The sequence below is a fragment of the Leuconostoc sp. LN180020 genome, from assembly GCF_014844115.1.
GTDB lineage: Bacteria > Bacillota > Bacilli > Lactobacillales > Lactobacillaceae > Leuconostoc > Leuconostoc citreum.
The window spans coordinates 1583517-1597821 of sequence record NZ_CP039736.1 but is presented as its reverse complement, the minus strand read 5'-3'; the positions used below and the strand labels follow the sequence as shown (position 1 = coordinate 1597821).

At 35.8% G+C, this 14305-nt stretch carries 18 protein-coding genes; 14 read left to right on the top strand and 4 right to left on the bottom strand.

The window, feature by feature from the left end:
* The first annotated feature begins 68 nt into the window (after positions 1-68).
* From FAZ25_RS08190 to mobP2, 11 genes are all read left to right on the top strand, one after another.
* On the top strand, positions 69-356 hold the full coding sequence (locus FAZ25_RS08190; protein WP_004899731.1) for a helix-turn-helix domain-containing protein: 288 nt from the start codon (positions 69-71) through the stop codon (positions 354-356).
* Complete coding sequence (locus FAZ25_RS08185; protein ID WP_192269417.1) at positions 343-1290, top strand: replication initiator protein A; 948 nt, start codon at positions 343-345, stop codon at positions 1288-1290. The genes FAZ25_RS08190 and FAZ25_RS08185 overlap by 14 nt, the downstream gene beginning before the upstream one ends.
* Before the next feature lie 27 nt (positions 1291-1317).
* Positions 1318-1593, top strand: a complete 276-nt coding sequence (locus FAZ25_RS08180) for a hypothetical protein (RefSeq protein WP_192269414.1) — start codon at positions 1318-1320, stop codon at positions 1591-1593.
* The gene (locus tag FAZ25_RS08175) at positions 1562-1918 is read left to right on the top strand and encodes a hypothetical protein (protein WP_089998699.1); all 357 of its coding nucleotides are present in this window, start codon (positions 1562-1564) and stop codon (positions 1916-1918) included. Before FAZ25_RS08180 ends, FAZ25_RS08175 begins: the two co-directional genes overlap by 32 nt.
* Complete coding sequence (locus tag FAZ25_RS08170) at positions 1908-2342, top strand: single-stranded DNA-binding protein (protein WP_004899721.1); 435 nt, start codon at positions 1908-1910, stop codon at positions 2340-2342. Before FAZ25_RS08175 ends, FAZ25_RS08170 begins: the two co-directional genes overlap by 11 nt.
* 4 nt (positions 2343-2346) lie before the next feature.
* Positions 2347-3315: a hypothetical protein gene (locus FAZ25_RS08165; RefSeq protein WP_100665519.1), complete on the top strand. Its 969-nt coding sequence runs from the start codon at positions 2347-2349 to the stop codon at positions 3313-3315.
* A 206-nt stretch (positions 3316-3521) separates the two neighbouring features.
* Complete coding sequence (locus FAZ25_RS08160; RefSeq protein ID WP_100665520.1) at positions 3522-3899, top strand: CopG family transcriptional regulator; 378 nt, start codon at positions 3522-3524, stop codon at positions 3897-3899.
* Between the two features lie 15 nt (positions 3900-3914).
* Positions 3915-4700 (top strand): DNA/RNA non-specific endonuclease, encoded by a 786-nt coding sequence (locus FAZ25_RS08155; protein ID WP_100665521.1) that lies wholly within the window; start codon positions 3915-3917, stop codon positions 4698-4700.
* Positions 4701-5414, top strand: coding sequence for a hypothetical protein (locus FAZ25_RS08150; protein ID WP_100665522.1), 714 nt, complete (start codon positions 4701-4703; stop codon positions 5412-5414). It begins immediately after the preceding gene.
* A complete protein-coding gene (locus tag FAZ25_RS08145) occupies positions 5404-5718 on the top strand; it encodes a hypothetical protein (RefSeq protein WP_004899710.1) in 315 nt (104 codons plus the stop codon). Before FAZ25_RS08150 ends, FAZ25_RS08145 begins: the two co-directional genes overlap by 11 nt.
* Positions 5702-7183: a MobP2 family relaxase gene (gene mobP2 / locus FAZ25_RS08140; RefSeq protein ID WP_089998687.1), complete on the top strand. Its 1482-nt coding sequence runs from the start codon at positions 5702-5704 to the stop codon at positions 7181-7183. Before FAZ25_RS08145 ends, mobP2 begins: the two co-directional genes overlap by 17 nt.
* A 127-nt stretch (positions 7184-7310) precedes the next feature.
* Here mobP2 and FAZ25_RS08135 read toward each other — a convergent pair whose 3' ends face one another.
* Complete coding sequence (locus FAZ25_RS08135) at positions 7311-7928, bottom strand: SHOCT domain-containing protein (RefSeq protein ID WP_100665524.1); 618 nt, start codon at positions 7926-7928, stop codon at positions 7311-7313.
* Positions 7929-8064: 136 nt separating this feature from the next.
* Between FAZ25_RS08135 and FAZ25_RS09605 the strand changes: the two genes are divergently transcribed.
* Both FAZ25_RS09605 and FAZ25_RS08125 read left to right on the top strand, forming a co-directional pair.
* The gene (locus FAZ25_RS09605) at positions 8065-8535 is read left to right on the top strand and encodes a hypothetical protein (protein WP_198512936.1); all 471 of its coding nucleotides are present in this window, start codon (positions 8065-8067) and stop codon (positions 8533-8535) included.
* 149 nt (positions 8536-8684) lie between these two features.
* Positions 8685-9530 (top strand): hypothetical protein, encoded by an 846-nt coding sequence (locus FAZ25_RS08125; protein ID WP_100665526.1) that lies wholly within the window; start codon positions 8685-8687, stop codon positions 9528-9530.
* Between the two features lie 491 nt (positions 9531-10021).
* Here the strand turns inward: FAZ25_RS08125 and FAZ25_RS08120 are convergent, their stop codons facing one another.
* Both FAZ25_RS08120 and FAZ25_RS08115 read right to left on the bottom strand, forming a co-directional pair.
* Entirely contained in the window at positions 10022-10312 is a 291-nt protein-coding gene (locus tag FAZ25_RS08120; protein WP_100665528.1) for a hypothetical protein, read from the bottom strand.
* A gap of 43 nt (positions 10313-10355) precedes the next feature.
* Positions 10356-11273, bottom strand: a complete 918-nt coding sequence (locus FAZ25_RS08115) for an IS30 family transposase (protein WP_100665530.1) — start codon at positions 11271-11273, stop codon at positions 10356-10358.
* A gap of 129 nt (positions 11274-11402) precedes the next feature.
* Here FAZ25_RS08115 and FAZ25_RS08110 point away from each other — a divergent pair, with 129 nt between their 5' ends.
* Complete coding sequence (locus FAZ25_RS08110; RefSeq protein WP_192269412.1) at positions 11403-13211, top strand: DUF262 domain-containing protein; 1809 nt, start codon at positions 11403-11405, stop codon at positions 13209-13211.
* A 261-nt stretch (positions 13212-13472) separates the two neighbouring features.
* Here FAZ25_RS08110 and FAZ25_RS08105 read toward each other — a convergent pair whose 3' ends face one another.
* Positions 13473-14102: a plasmid pRiA4b ORF-3 family protein gene (locus FAZ25_RS08105; RefSeq protein ID WP_192269410.1), complete on the bottom strand. Its 630-nt coding sequence runs from the start codon at positions 14100-14102 to the stop codon at positions 13473-13475.
* Between the last annotated feature and the right edge of the window lie 203 nt (positions 14103-14305).

Sequence of the window (14305 nt, the reverse complement as noted above, 5' to 3'; positions counted from 1 at the left end):
TCATAAGCACGTTATTGAATTGTTTTAGATTTGTAACACAAATTTATGCTATCGGAGGATTTCTATGTATGAGTGTTGGTGAATTTATGCGTAAAAGACGAGAAGAGCTGGGAATATCATTGCGTCAGTTATCCAAGTTGACGGATTTGTCAGAAAATCGTCTGTTTCGCATCGAACATGACCGAACTAATTTGTACGCTTTTGAGGTTAATCGTTTATCGCAGGGTTTGTATTTGTCTGTAAGTGACATTATGGTGACTGTCGAAAAATATGATACAGAGACAGTTAGCTATGCAGATCGTATGTTGTATCAGCGTTTGAAGGAGAGGATGGGAGACCTTGATGGAAAGGACTAAATTAAATCAAGTAGTCACCAGCGAGCGGTTCATTATGTTTTCTAAAGCATTAATTGAAGATGATTATTATAAAAAAATGAAGCCAGAATCTAAATTGGCTTACAGCCTTTTACGCAATCGCTTTAATTTATCAATTTCAAACGAATGGATTGATTCTAAAGGTGATGTTTATTTGTATTATCCTAATGAGAAATTAGCCAAAGATCTTAATGTTGGGAAAGATAAAGTAATTCGCATCAAAAAGGAGTTACACGAATTTGGTCTTCTAGAAGAAGAACGGCAGGGATTTAATAAGCCAAATCGTATTTATGTTGGTAACTTGGAAGTTAGAAAAGTCAAAGAAAACAGCTTGGATATCAGTGATACCAAGGTAGTCGCAAAATGCGACTTCCGGAAGTCTCAAAATGCGAATACCGGAAGTCGTAAAACGAGACTTCAAGAAGTCGCAAATTACGACACTAGTAATACTGAGTTAAGTAAGACTGAGTTTAGTAATACTGAAACAAATTCTTTGGATGAGGATGAGGATAAAACAAATAATAATAAAAGTTCAAATAATTCTCAACAACCTTTGGTGGTTATCGGACAGATCATTCAAAAAAATCCTGCCTTAAGGGTGGTAGTTCAAACCTTGATTCCTGACTTACTGCTGAACGAACCCGAACAAGCGCAAACTGTTGTCGCCGCTCTTGATCAGGGATATAAATTTTTGATAACTGAGCTTGAAACAGGAAATACTGTTTTGGCATTACAAAAACAGCTGCAGGGTGATGACAGTGTCAAATTATTTTTGTTAAAGATTGGTGGTAAGCAATTGGAGTATATGCGAGACCACTTAGTTGATATTAGCCAGTACGGTAATTATTTTTCTAAAGGACTTGAAAATCGTCTGAAAATAGCTGTTACAACTAGTCAATCAGCATCAGGCTTTTAACTTTAAATCGGAGAGAGGAGAGATACAATGGCAAACCAATACAACGTATTTATTGCAGTAGACTTTTCCAACTCAGACATACTTTTTGTGGCTAACTCATCAGGTGAACTCAGACGAAAAGTTATCAAAGCAATTGAAAATCATGAATTAGAAAGTGATGGCGCAGTGAGGTTATATCGTACCTCTTATCAATCATTTAAGGCTATAAAACATTTCATGGAACGTTATCACTTACCATTTCATGAAGCTGCAAGACCGAAAGGAAGAGATTATGAAAGCCAGACAACTAACGCTGTTGGATGAGCATAGTTTACAAGAACTTCACCAAACTAAATATGTCGTCATTCTTGTTAAAGAATTAAAAAATAATCTCGTTCAACCAACAAAAAAACAAGCCTTTGTTTGCTTAAAACCAAATGAGATGAAAGTCAAAGGTGAGTTGTTTGACGATTGCTTAGGAAATCATTACGTCGGTTGTACAGTCCTAAAGGGCATTCATTATTCTGAAGCTGGCAACCAAATTCCCGTGTCTAAACTACCAAATAATATCCAATACTATTTAACTACCCAATTAACCCCGATTATTAATTTACTGGATCAAAAAAGGAGAAATTATTATGCAAATTAATCACCACGTAGGACGTTTAGTCCGTGACGTAAACTTCACCGTAAGAGGTGAAAATGAAACCAAGATTGCCTACTTCAAATTAGCCATTAATGATTTAAAAGATGGTAAAGCAACTTACATTGATTACGTTGCTTTTAACAAAACGGCAGAATTGATTCGTGATTATGTGACTGATGTTGGCCAAGTAGTTGAGGTTGAATTTGTGATGCGCAATCACAACTACACCGATAAAAATACTGGTCAAAAAATTTATGCTATGCAAAATCAAGTGACACAATTCCGCATCTATAAATCTAGTCAGTCATCAAAAAATCCTGCTGTTCAAACACAGATTGCTGACACTCAGGGAAGTGAAATGGCCGATAATGATTTGCCACCATACCCTGACTTTAGCAGTAACGCATTTGAATACGTAGAGGGGTAAGACAATGACTGCAATAATCACAATAGCTGATAAGTTTAGAAATATCTTTCAAAGATTTAGTCGCTTTGGGACTTGGTTTTTGGAACATCAACGGCGCAATTTAATTGCCATATTTAGCCTATTTATTCTGATAGCTTTTAGTACAACCGTGATGGTTAACATTACACCTCGACCTTCAAATTTGCCTAGTACGGATTTAAATACGCCAGTGTCATTTGGCACTTTGAACAAAACCGCTAGTCTAACAAAAAGTGTTTTTAATAAAAATAATGGTGTTTTGGAACTGCATTATACAATCTCTGACGGAGCTGTTTCTGATCAAGATTTGGTTGATATTAGCAAAATTAAATTTACTGCCATGACTGATCATGGTGGTAGTCAAGTGACAGGTCGTGTCGTACCAACTTCAAATAATACGCTTGTAGTTCAATTCAAAAACCTGAGTCATAACTTCAATGCTGTAACACTAACAGCTAATGATAAAAGTATCAACACTGCCACAATCGAAGCACCAAGTAGCGTTAGTGCTGAGAGTTCAAGTGCAAAGATAACTAACGCAAACAGTAATACCGCAAGCGGTAAATTCATCATCAATCGTGACAAAGTTTCTAAGTCAAATTTTCTGACATTTGCAACTCAAAAGGAACTCGAAGTTAGCGAAAGTGATGCCAAAATTTCGGCACAACAAAAACTGATTGCAAAGAATACGAACGCGATTGTTGAATATCAAAAAGCAATTGATCAACAACAGGCTTCCATTAAAAAGTACCAGAAAAGACTCGCTCAGTCTGATGACTCAGATACACAAACTAGCATTGATAATGCGCGTGATGCCATTACACAAATACGAACACAAATCAGTGATGCACAAAAAAATATTCAACGTGCTAAGACAAATATTAGTCAATATCAAAAGACTAAGAAGCAAGTTCAAGAAGGAAAAACATTGTTGCCAAAACCAACCGATTTGTAATTCTAAATAGTTCAAAGATTTCCCTATTGGGCTATTTTTTTCAATCAAATAAAGGTTTAAAAAGGGTTAAACGCAGGTTAAAAAATAGTTTAACTGTAATTCATTTAGGTAATCCCTTGAAAGGCCCGCACGGCGGGATTAAAACCACAAGGTTTTCCTTTCCCCTTAACCTGTTCCCAGCTTATTAAATATTTTACGGAGGTTGTATGAAAGGTATAACAAAAACAATTAAAAACATTGATGAACATGCTTTGAAAATCATTGAAGCACAAGCATCAAAAGAAAATGTCTCGTCAAGTCAATTAATTCGAGAACAAATTGAAGACTATGCTAAGCGACTTGAAGAAGATAGCGCAGCAAAAACATTGCATACTTATCTCGACGATTTAATCATGGCTAACAATAACGTTGTGCACGGATTAAATGACAATACAATTGCGATAGGTGAAATGTTTAAAACAATTCTAGCGCGACTTGAAATGTATTTTCCAGGCTTAAATGATGAGGTAGAACGAATTCAAAAAAACGCTCGCCCTCAGGAAAAAAATTTTCCAAAGTCGATTTACTTTGATGAGTTTGAATAAGCAGAAGAGGTTCAAATGAAAAATTATAAACGCGGTCGGTTTGCGAGAAGAATCCTATTAGGTATTGTCATATTCATAGGTATTGTGTATTTAAATCGTGTATCGATTTTGCAAAGAATTGTAGCACTAGGTTCGCAATCACAACTGATTAATATTGATAAACAAAGTAACTCTCCAACACAAAATGATGAGCTTGTTAATTTGAAATATACTGGGCAAACAGTTGTTGAAATCAATCATAATCAACCAACATTTAGTCAGAATGATTTACAAATAAAAGAGGGTGGCTGGCAAAAACTGTCATCATTAGATTGGTTAGGCAGACCACAAGTTGCTAATGCGTTGCTTAACCTAAAATTGATGCCCCCCTCTCAAAAGTATCAAACCCGTGAACGATTAACAATCAAAACGCCAGGCTACCATGCTATTAAAACGGGAACGAATAATATCGACTGGTTATACAACCGTAGTCATCTGATTGGATATCAATTTACTGGTCTAAACAATGAAGCCAAAAATTTGATCACGGGGACACGACAGTTGAACGCAGACAGTCGTGTCAATGCTAAAAGTATGGTGACTTACGAAACAGAAATTGCGGATTATTTGCATCAATCAAAAAATAATTATGTTCGTTATCAAGTCACACCAATTTACAAAAATGTTGAGTTAGTTCCCCGCGGTGTTCACATGATGGCAGAGTCAAATGACAAGACTTTGAAATTTAATGTCTATGTTTTCAACGTTCAAGATGGCTGGACAATCAACTACTTAAACGGTAATGCTGAAAGGCGTGAATAAATGAAAGATGCAATAGAATTCAAAACAAGTCAAATGAAGGCACTCATCAAAAGAAGAAATGTTTTGAATAAAAAATATGATACAACGCTACCCGAAGATATTCCTTTAGAGGTTAAATCAGAACTAGAGCTTATTGAAAATTTGTTAAATGAATTTGACATCAATCAATCAACTTTTGATGAAAGACCAACAATGATTGGAATTAAAAATTCACGAGATGAAGAATGGTATTTTCAACAAATGAAGCATTGGATAGAAAGACACCCAAATGCTCTTAATGCGAAGTTTAGTCGAAGTAGTGTCTATAAGTTTGCTTTGCACTTCTTCGTAGAAAATATTGCCATTAATGCTAACAATGCTCGTCTCAATTACTCGGAACTAGCCCAGAAGGTAAATGATGCCAACTCCACAAAAAGTGATTCAAAATTGACTGCGCAATTGGCAAATATAGAGAATTTATTAGGCTTTCTATTAACTATGCAACAACGTCAACTTGAATACATTCCAGAAGGCATTAATTTAGAAAATGGTTTTGTTAAATATGCCATCAACCCAATTAATCCAACAGAGTTCCAACAATTTGGTACACCAACCGAACTCAATCCAAACAATGAATTGGCACAATCTTATGAAGAATATAAAAAAATTCGGAGTCGCGATAAGCAGCTGATCAAAAAATATCACCAAACAGGAGGACAACTCGATGACGATTAAAAAGCATAATAAAAGAAAAGCACAATTGACAAAGTATTTAGAACAACTTGATGAATTCAATTGGCACCATCCTACTCAAGTTAGTGAGATGGCTGACAGTCAACATGAACGCGATAATCGTACGTACTATTTGGCTCAGATAAGTTTAATTCTGTTTAATAACTATCAACAATCCTACATGCAAATTGCTCAATTGCTGAACATGTCTTCCAGAACAGCCCGCCGTTTGACAATTGATTATGAACAAGATTTCGATAGTTTAGAAGAGATTATGGAGGAATTGCAAAATGGCGAAGACTGGTGAAATTGCTGCATTTGCCTTGGGTGAAAAAAAGACGGCAATGGTCAATTTACCAGTACAATTTGTCACGTCCAATACCGCAGATATGAAGGGACAAAAATACTCAGATTTAGTTGACTATGCTAATAATTCGGAGAAGACAAACGATCTTAATAATGAGTCCATGAACGATTTAATTGACTTAAAGAAACAATTTAGCAAGCCTGGCTATGCTAACCGCAATTCTGCGGTAACAGAAACGCATCCAATATTTGGTCGCGATAAACTAAATTATGATAATCACGATATTTCTGTATTGAGAAAAGACTTGGATGAGGCTCAAAAAAATGGCAATAATATCCATGAACTCGCTTTTTCAATAAGAGGCGATTGGTTAGTTAAAAACAATCTCTATGATCCCGAAACCCGTATGATAGACCAAAATAAATTGAAGCATGCAGAACAAGAGGTTGCTAAAACGCTAATTAACAAAGGATTTAATTTACCTTTGGGAGAAGATGAAAATGACGCTGTTTGGTTTGGTGTGATTCATCAGGATACTGACCACCTAAACATGCATCTGTGGTTTGCTAAAAAAAGCCAAGAAACGCGGTCTGAGATGGTCAAGCAAGAAGGTAAGTACAAAGGACAGCCAATCGGCGTTATACCTCTAGAAGTGATTGAACAAGCCAAGAGACAGTTTAGAAAACAATTAATGTCGTCACAGGAACTAAGACGGCATCAGGAAATATTAAAAGGTGTTGGGGGCTTTAAAAAAGAAATTCTTGAGGCAGCGCCTGACAACCTATTAAATGATCGTCATGCTAAAGCCATCAAGAACATTTATGATGCTTTACCTCAAGACATGAAAGGACGGTGGCAAGTTGGTAACGCACACTTAACAGCTGGAAAAGGCAAGATGGCAAAAGCAAATCAATTAACAAATCAACTATTAGACGATTTGTTTGCCAAAGAGCTTAAACCTGAATATGAGGGCTTTAAGTCGTTAGCTCAAGAATATGATGTCATTAATATTGAAGACCAAGGTGTGATGCATAAGGGGCAACACAAGTGGTCTAAGAATAAGGAAGATGAATTAAGAAAACGCTTAGCGAATCAACTCTACAAACATTTAGCACAAATTGAAGATACCTCGTTAAATGATATTGACCAACAGATGTCTGAGTTACTAAGCCATGTTAAACAGAGCGACAAGGGCAATAACGCAGATAAAAATAAACTAATAGCTAGCCCTCAGGGGAAAAAATTGGCCCCAAAATCGCCGGCCAACAATGTAAAACAAAATTCAAAGCACATAGGTGATCAGATGCCAGTGCGGGGTGGTTCGTTTAATAAAATTAGTCGCTTGTGGCGGCAGGACATCCGTGCTGAGACAAACGCAGAACGTCAATTCTTAAGAAACCAAAAGAAAGTTGAACAGGAAAAGGCCCAAGAAGAATATGAATCACAAATATCTCTAAAACTCTAAAAGAATCACAATATTATTAAAAAACATTTATCAGACGATATTTCTTTAATAAAAAAGCCAACGATGTGTTTATTTAGTAACACACTGTTGGCTTTGGTTGACAAAGTAATACATGGAATTGAAATCATCAATTATTGTAATCATATGTTATATCCGAAAAAGTGTCTTCTACAACTTTTCCATCTTTAATGACTAATAGAGTTTTCTTCTCGTTTTCAGGGTTCATTATTTCAAAACGAGACCCTTTTCCTTGACGTTCTTGGCTTCTAGCTTGAAGAGAAGTGATAACAGTTGATCGCCAATCCTTTATGAACGAAGCGCTAACTTCATCGTTTGAAGCGTATTCTTCGACATTATTAGTCAGCTCTGTTTGCCAGTCACCACTGGCAAAACACTCAAATGCATCGCGAGAGGCAACGTATTTCACTGTGTAATTGCTGTCATTGGTTATTTGTTGTGCTAAATCTCTCTTATCATTTAATTTATTGTTATGAATAATTAAGACTGAGACAGCCAATATCGCTACAATGGCAGTGATACCAACAGCAATTAAAATTTTCCAATTAAATTGGCTGGTCGATGATAACTTATCAACATTTGATTTATCAGTCGCTTGTTCCCCTAATATTTCTTTATTCAACGACTTTTCCCCTGAAAGAATGTTATTCCGCAAAGAATTATATTCTTCATTAGTAATCAGTCCATCGTTCAACAGTGAACGTAGTTTTTTCAGTTGTTCTTCCATTATTGATTTTCTCTCTTTCTCTCAAATATAGCGTCCCACAAGAATGTTGATATGTCAATATAACATATGACTTTTTTATACATGTGTTATATAATCATTAGGGTTACATTAAACTATGATTTAGGAGAAAATTTCTGTGAGTTCTGAAGATATACAAGTTAAACTAAGAGAGTACAAAAAGCTATTGGACGAGGGGATTATAAACAATCAAGAATTTGATGATCTCAAAAAGAGCGCCCTACAAAACTTTCAAACCTCTGGCGACATGAAAGAAGCAGTTGAGCTGAAAACAATAAGTGAGCCAAAGCCAATAAATGATAGTCAAGAGAAGATAGTTGATAGAAGCACCAACCCTGTAATTCAATCTAAGCCAATGTCAGAAAGAGAGAAAGACACACTTTTCACTGTACTTGGGTATGTTTTTGCTGTTGTAGCAATTCTTATTGTACCAATAGTATTTGGAGCTGGAGGTGTTATTTTTGGATATCTTTTGACACGTAAAGAACAAACTAAGACCAACGGTGTAATTATCATAATAGTCAATATTGCTGCCACTATTCTAGGTATGCTTTTCGGTTATGCCGTTTGGGGTAACATGATGGGATAAATTAGTAATTAGATTTTTAGTTGGGTATTTATAGCAACGGTCAATTTAGTAAGTGCCTTTACCTAATTGTACTAAATCATTTTAAAATTAATTCTTTAAAGTTTGCAGATAAATATTTTGCACAACTTTTTTTAATGGGAGAGAGTTCAATGAAAAAGATCACAGTAATTGTTGGAACAGCAGCGTCTGCTATTGTTTTATTGGCCGGCGGATCAGTATACCATTGGTCTGGACATTCCAATCAAAATAACAAAAACGCTGATAGTGTGCGTAATATTAGTTCACAAAAGCATAGTAGTTCAAAAATTGCTAGTCATTCGAGCGCCATATCAAATAATGTTTTAAATGCTAGTGGAACCGACTACGGAATAAGACTTGCAGGTGGAGTTGGTGGTGTTTTCGCTAAACCTACACCGATGAACAAGATATTTGATCGCGCTGAAGCTCTTGATATTGTTGCTTCAGTTCCAACGTTTAATCATTCTAAACTTGTTAGCATTTCAAGAAAGGGTGATGACTGGCATGTTGTTGTTTTACAAGACGGCTTAACCAGTGATTTTGATATTACACATTACCAAGGAATACTAGGACTAATTCAGCTTACTCAGAACGGGAAGACGACTCAATACGGAATGAACATTCCTGAATCTTATTACGCACCATACAAGGAGGCTGAACAAAAAGCAAATGCAGCCTTTTCTTCATCAATTTCATCTCAGCAAACCGACGTTGACACAATTTCTCTGGAAGAGGGGATAGCTTTAATTAAAAAAGCGGGAGCCGAAGCTGCTAGTAACGATTCTGAAATAATTTCTAGCAATGATCACTCGATTACAATTGGTAGTGAAGTTGGTGCCAAGGGATATGATAAAACAACGTTAACTCCAAATAACGATGGTACCGTGCACATATATCAGGAATATGGCACATTAGACGGCGGCACATATTCCATTTTGGACTATATGCCTGCAAAAGAGTTTAATGTTCCAAGATAATTATTAATAACAAAAGATGACATAGTCCCCTAAATGATTAAAAATGCGGATTTGGGTGTCATAGGCAAATTAGTCTTACAAAGCTCAGCAAAAAGACGCTCAACAGTAATGTAGTTGAGCGTCTTTTTTTGGTGACTTGCGAACTCGGACTAGTTTATACAAAAACAAAAAATATTTTTTATGAATAATCAAATAGAGGACAGCATTTAATTGATTTACGCTGACGTACTCTTGATAAAAAAATTTTCATCTCATTCACTTGCGGACAGCGTGATGGATTTGATGGCCCATCTTTCACTTTAACTCATCTGGGTAATTATTTTTGTGTTTCGTTACTTAGTTGCGACAATAATAAATTAGATAAAATCGATCATTGTTTAATACATTGGAGCCTGGGAACTTAATCGCTGCAAACATCATACTAATGAAATAAAAACACACTGGTTTTAAATTTCAACGGTAACTTCAATTTATTTACAATTGAAATATTTTCAGAAAGGCAAATTTAAACTTTTAAAGTAAGTACTTTTAGTTGTTTCAGGGTTCATCTCGGAGGCTTTATTAGAATTACCACTTGAATCGTTGAAAATAGCTACCGAATCATTTCCAACATAGTGATTAAAAGCAGTCATTTCTAGTCCATCTAAATTAAAACTTATGTTTTCATCCATACTACCAGTGAACTTAGATTGAGAGATAGAATGATCATCAGTGGTTGTTTCGTAAATTGTTGAGGTATTTTTATCAATTAGGTATTCAATGGCATAGTCATTGAACCGCACCTCGTATGCCTTGACATTTTCTTTATATGGTAGATTGCAAGAATTAACCGAATACTGCGAACTGCTGAAAAACCTTTCGTGGTGATTGCCAGTTGAGTGTTTTCATTGGTCTCGCATTGATCCAATGATTAATTTGATCTAATTCTTTGACGCTAACTGTTTCAATTTTGCGTTCTTTCGGTATAAAACGACGGACGTATCGATTTAATATCTCATTACTCCCACGTTCTTCTGGTGAATATGGGTGCGCAAAATAGACTGGAATGCCTAGTTTTTGCTCGATTTCGTTATATTTTGCAAATTCTCGCCCACGATCCACAGTGATTGACTTGGCATTTTTGATCCCTTGAAAAAAACGAATTAAGACTGGTGTCACTGCCTGACTATTGCGCCCAGTGACCCGTCTCACGATATGTTGTCGGCTTAGTCTTTCAGTAATTGTCACCAGCACATCGCCACGTCTTTTACCCGATTGCATGGTGTCAACTTCAAAATGTCCAAAGGTTTGTCGTGCTTTCACACTTTCAGGTCTCGTTTCAATCGAACGACCATGCACAAATACTTGTCGTCTACCATCAGATTGACGCTTTTGACGGATACCTTTGTCAGGTAAATCAGCCAATGATAGTTTGAGTCGACCAGCATTGAGCCAATTATAAATTGTTTTGAAAGGTAACCCTAAAACATGCGCAGCGGTTTCTGGTGACCACTTCAATATACCAATGTGGTGATTCAAAAAGATAGCGATAGCTGGTGTTAGCGTGTCATGACGACCACGTAGATGACGTTTTTTCAATGCCAACGCATGAGCAATCTCAGCTTTATAGGGTGTAACTTGATGAATTTCAATCGAAACGGTTGAAGGAGAGCGTTTAATAAAGCGCGTAATGGCACGAACAGAATAATTCAATTCCAGCAAAGTTTGAATGACAGTACGTTCTTGAGATGATAAACTAGTCATGAGTCGTAGTTCCTTTATGGTTGTTTTGGACAATTACCATTAAAGGCGCTGCGGCTTTTTTATTCAAGTGTTCGGTTTAATTTTACAATCTACCTTATATATACATGACGATTTAAAGGAGTGACATCCATGACAACAACGATTAATATTGATAAACGCAGTGTTAAGCAGCTTTTAGAGACCGGCAAGAATAAAAAATTCGTGATTCCTGAATATCAGCGGCCTTATGCTTGGTCAGATGAACCGATTCAAGTTTTATTTGATGACCTGTCTGAATATACACACAATACAAATGACGACGACGAAAGCACCTATTTTCTTGGAACTATTGTGTCCTATGAAAACGAAAATCATGAGCAAGAAATAATTGATGGCCAACAACGCATTACCACCTTGTTCCTATTGTTGCGAGCTATTTATACCAAGCTAGAAAAAAGTGGGTCTGAAGCTGATTTCTTGAAAAGCCAAATAGTTCCAACAATTTGGAAGCAAAATCCAACTACTGGTGAAGTTGACTTTGACAAAATTCTTATTACTTCTCGAGTAATGGGTGATGAAGGGAATCAGGAATTTGCAAACATATTAATAACTGGACAATCTGATGAAAAGTCAAATAGCAATTACGCTAAGAACTACAGACTTCTTCAGCAACTCGTTGATGAATACGCGGCAGAACAACCCTTGGCTTTTTATAGCTTCATTAGCAATATTTTGAATCGAGCAATCTTGCTTCCAATTACTGCCGACACTCAAGATACCGCATTGACCATCTTTTCCACATTGAATGATAGAGGATTAGCACTATCAGATGCAGATATCTTTAAAGCAAAAATTTATAATCACTTGGATCAAATCGGGAAGAAGAACTTCATTGAGCGTTGGCAGCAGTTAGATGAGGAAGCCAGCAATGCTGGTGAAAGTATTCAAAAACTTTTTTATTACTACATGTTTTATTTGAGGGCCAAGGAAAATGACCGAAAGACAACAACCCCAGGTATTAGAAAATATTACGCAAAAAACAATTTTGAACGGTTGTACTCAGATGACATTATGGAAAATTTGAATACGATTTTAAACTTATGGATTGTAATTAATAATAGGAATGCTGTCGATAATGAAAAATGGTCTGAGAACCGAGAAATAAAACAAATCCTGGATGCACTAACCTCCTATCCTAATGAATTTTGGAAGTATCCAGTTGTCATCTACTATTTGCACTATCATCAAAATGATACCTTTGAGGATGAATTTCTTCTTTTTGTAAAGAGGTTATTAGCCGTGCTTTCGGCAAGGTACATTGTAACGCCAACGATTAATGCTGTAAAAACGGGTATTTTAAATTTAAATGCTGAAATAATTAAGTCACCGCAGCCAAAATTTGATTTTAGTAAAGTCGACGAGAAAGAGTTATCAGACAAAATTAAAAATGCACATCGGAATACAGTAAGGATGATTTTGAAGATAATCGCGTATCAACACCAAGCTGACTTGCTTCCTGAAAAATGGGAAATTGAGCATATTCTTCCACAAAAGTGGCAATCAAGTTATTTCTCAACAAGTACAGATTCTGAGGTTAAAGAATTAGTTGAGCATATTGGAAATAAGATACCTTTTGAAAAGAAGCTTAATATCATTGCCAGCAACGGATATTTTGCCAAGAAAAAGGAAAGTTACAATAAATCAAAAGTTGAGATATTGCTCGAACTATCTAAAAACCACAATGATTGGGGCCTTGACGAGATTAGGGAACGTGACATTCGGATTTCAGATGAGCTTGTTACGTTACTTAATGAATGGGGGCTAAATCAAATTGATGCTCAGCCAGAAGAAGTATTGACCTTCATGCCTGATGATAAATTTTCGGATTATCAAACCTTCATCAAAATGTTTAAAATGGAAGATTCAAATGAATCAAGAGAAAAATTTTTGAACATGTAAATGATTATTAAAGGCCCTCAAGCCAGCAGTGCACAACGCGAAGCTAGCTTGAGGGCTTTTTGCTATATCCAAAAATCATACAATTACAAACTGCCTACCCAATTTGTAATTGTACAAGGGCAATTTGTAAAAGTATCCGACCCAGTTTGTAAAAGTACAAAGAGGTAATTTGTAATTGTATCATGGGGAACGTCTAAATAGATCCGCCTTACAATACGGGATCGGATGGGGGTTTCACTAAAAACAATAACTAAAGTTTTCCTAACTATCATTATCTTCGTATTGACGCTTCAAAATGCTTATTTCTGGCTTCAGTTTCTCATTGGCAATTGGCAACGAGAAGGGACAAAGGTGGGGTAGTTGATTACCAAAAATCTCATAATAATGATCAAGCTCACCACTTTCAAATGCCTCTATATAATCATGTAATCCAGAGTTGCCGCCGATATCTTCGATTAGTCCATAGCCCGATCCTCCAGTGACCCTAGGAATGTCATGCAACAATATTTCTTTTGTTTCTATTGATTCAACGTTTAAAGAAATCTTCCAACTATCTCCGAAGTCGTACTGAAATGTGAATTGATTGTTGAGATTTGAAGGCGAAAAAAATTGATTCAAATTTGTTTCCGCGACACTATAATGCTTACCGGTTGATACGAATTCTGGTAAATCCATTTCTGGTAATAAATAATAGTAAGATTGCTGATGATTAAAAAGTTCAAAACTCTTTTGAAAACCAAATAGGTGGGAGCCTTCTAATCCAAAAGCAGATATTAGGGTATAACCAAAATATGCAAGTGAGCGTTCCGCATTAATCAAAATCGTTCGACCAATAACTGGTTGAAAATCATCGAGTTTAGCTTCAATTTGATAGATTGTATGAGTGGCCATTGTTTATTTCTCTCAAGTTATTTTTGTTTGTTAAAAATAAGTTTAGCACATCATCCTTAAGGCTAGTATAAATTTATAAGACTGAGATTATTGCTACACTATACTGAAGTTTATTGCTGTTAATTGTTGATAAATAATTTTACTTAAGAAATGCCTTGACATTAGCAAAGAAATATTATAAATTTAATTCAACAAATAAATCA

What these genes read in the sequence shown, in the direction of transcription:
- FAZ25_RS08170 (WP_004899721.1), top strand. Translation starts at nt 1,908, where the DNA reads ATGCAAATTAATCACCACGTAGGACGTTTAGTCCGTGACGTAAACTTC.
- FAZ25_RS08165 (WP_100665519.1), top strand. Translation starts at nt 2,347, where the DNA reads ATGACTGCAATAATCACAATAGCTGATAAGTTTAGAAATATCTTTCAA.
- FAZ25_RS08125 (WP_100665526.1), top strand. Translation starts at nt 8,685, where the DNA reads ATGAAAAAGATCACAGTAATTGTTGGAACAGCAGCGTCTGCTATTGTT.
- FAZ25_RS08110 (WP_192269412.1), top strand. Translation starts at nt 11,403, where the DNA reads ATGACAACAACGATTAATATTGATAAACGCAGTGTTAAGCAGCTTTTA.
- FAZ25_RS08145 (WP_004899710.1), top strand. Translation starts at nt 5,404, where the DNA reads ATGACGATTAAAAAGCATAATAAAAGAAAAGCACAATTGACAAAGTAT.
- FAZ25_RS08190 (WP_004899731.1), top strand. Translation starts at nt 69, where the DNA reads ATGAGTGTTGGTGAATTTATGCGTAAAAGACGAGAAGAGCTGGGAATA.
- FAZ25_RS08135 (WP_100665524.1), bottom strand. Translation starts at nt 7,928, where the DNA reads ATGGAAGAACAACTGAAAAAACTACGTTCACTGTTGAACGATGGACTG.
- mobP2 (WP_089998687.1), top strand. Translation starts at nt 5,702, where the DNA reads ATGGCGAAGACTGGTGAAATTGCTGCATTTGCCTTGGGTGAAAAAAAG.
- FAZ25_RS08150 (WP_100665522.1), top strand. Translation starts at nt 4,701, where the DNA reads ATGAAAGATGCAATAGAATTCAAAACAAGTCAAATGAAGGCACTCATC.
- FAZ25_RS08160 (WP_100665520.1), top strand. Translation starts at nt 3,522, where the DNA reads ATGAAAGGTATAACAAAAACAATTAAAAACATTGATGAACATGCTTTG.
- FAZ25_RS08155 (WP_100665521.1), top strand. Translation starts at nt 3,915, where the DNA reads ATGAAAAATTATAAACGCGGTCGGTTTGCGAGAAGAATCCTATTAGGT.
- FAZ25_RS08185 (WP_192269417.1), top strand. Translation starts at nt 343, where the DNA reads ATGGAAAGGACTAAATTAAATCAAGTAGTCACCAGCGAGCGGTTCATT.
- FAZ25_RS08175 (WP_089998699.1), top strand. Translation starts at nt 1,562, where the DNA reads ATGAAAGCCAGACAACTAACGCTGTTGGATGAGCATAGTTTACAAGAA.
- FAZ25_RS08105 (WP_192269410.1), bottom strand. Translation starts at nt 14,102, where the DNA reads ATGGCCACTCATACAATCTATCAAATTGAAGCTAAACTCGATGATTTT.
- FAZ25_RS08115 (WP_100665530.1), bottom strand. Translation starts at nt 11,273, where the DNA reads ATGACTAGTTTATCATCTCAAGAACGTACTGTCATTCAAACTTTGCTG.
- FAZ25_RS08180 (WP_192269414.1), top strand. Translation starts at nt 1,318, where the DNA reads ATGGCAAACCAATACAACGTATTTATTGCAGTAGACTTTTCCAACTCA.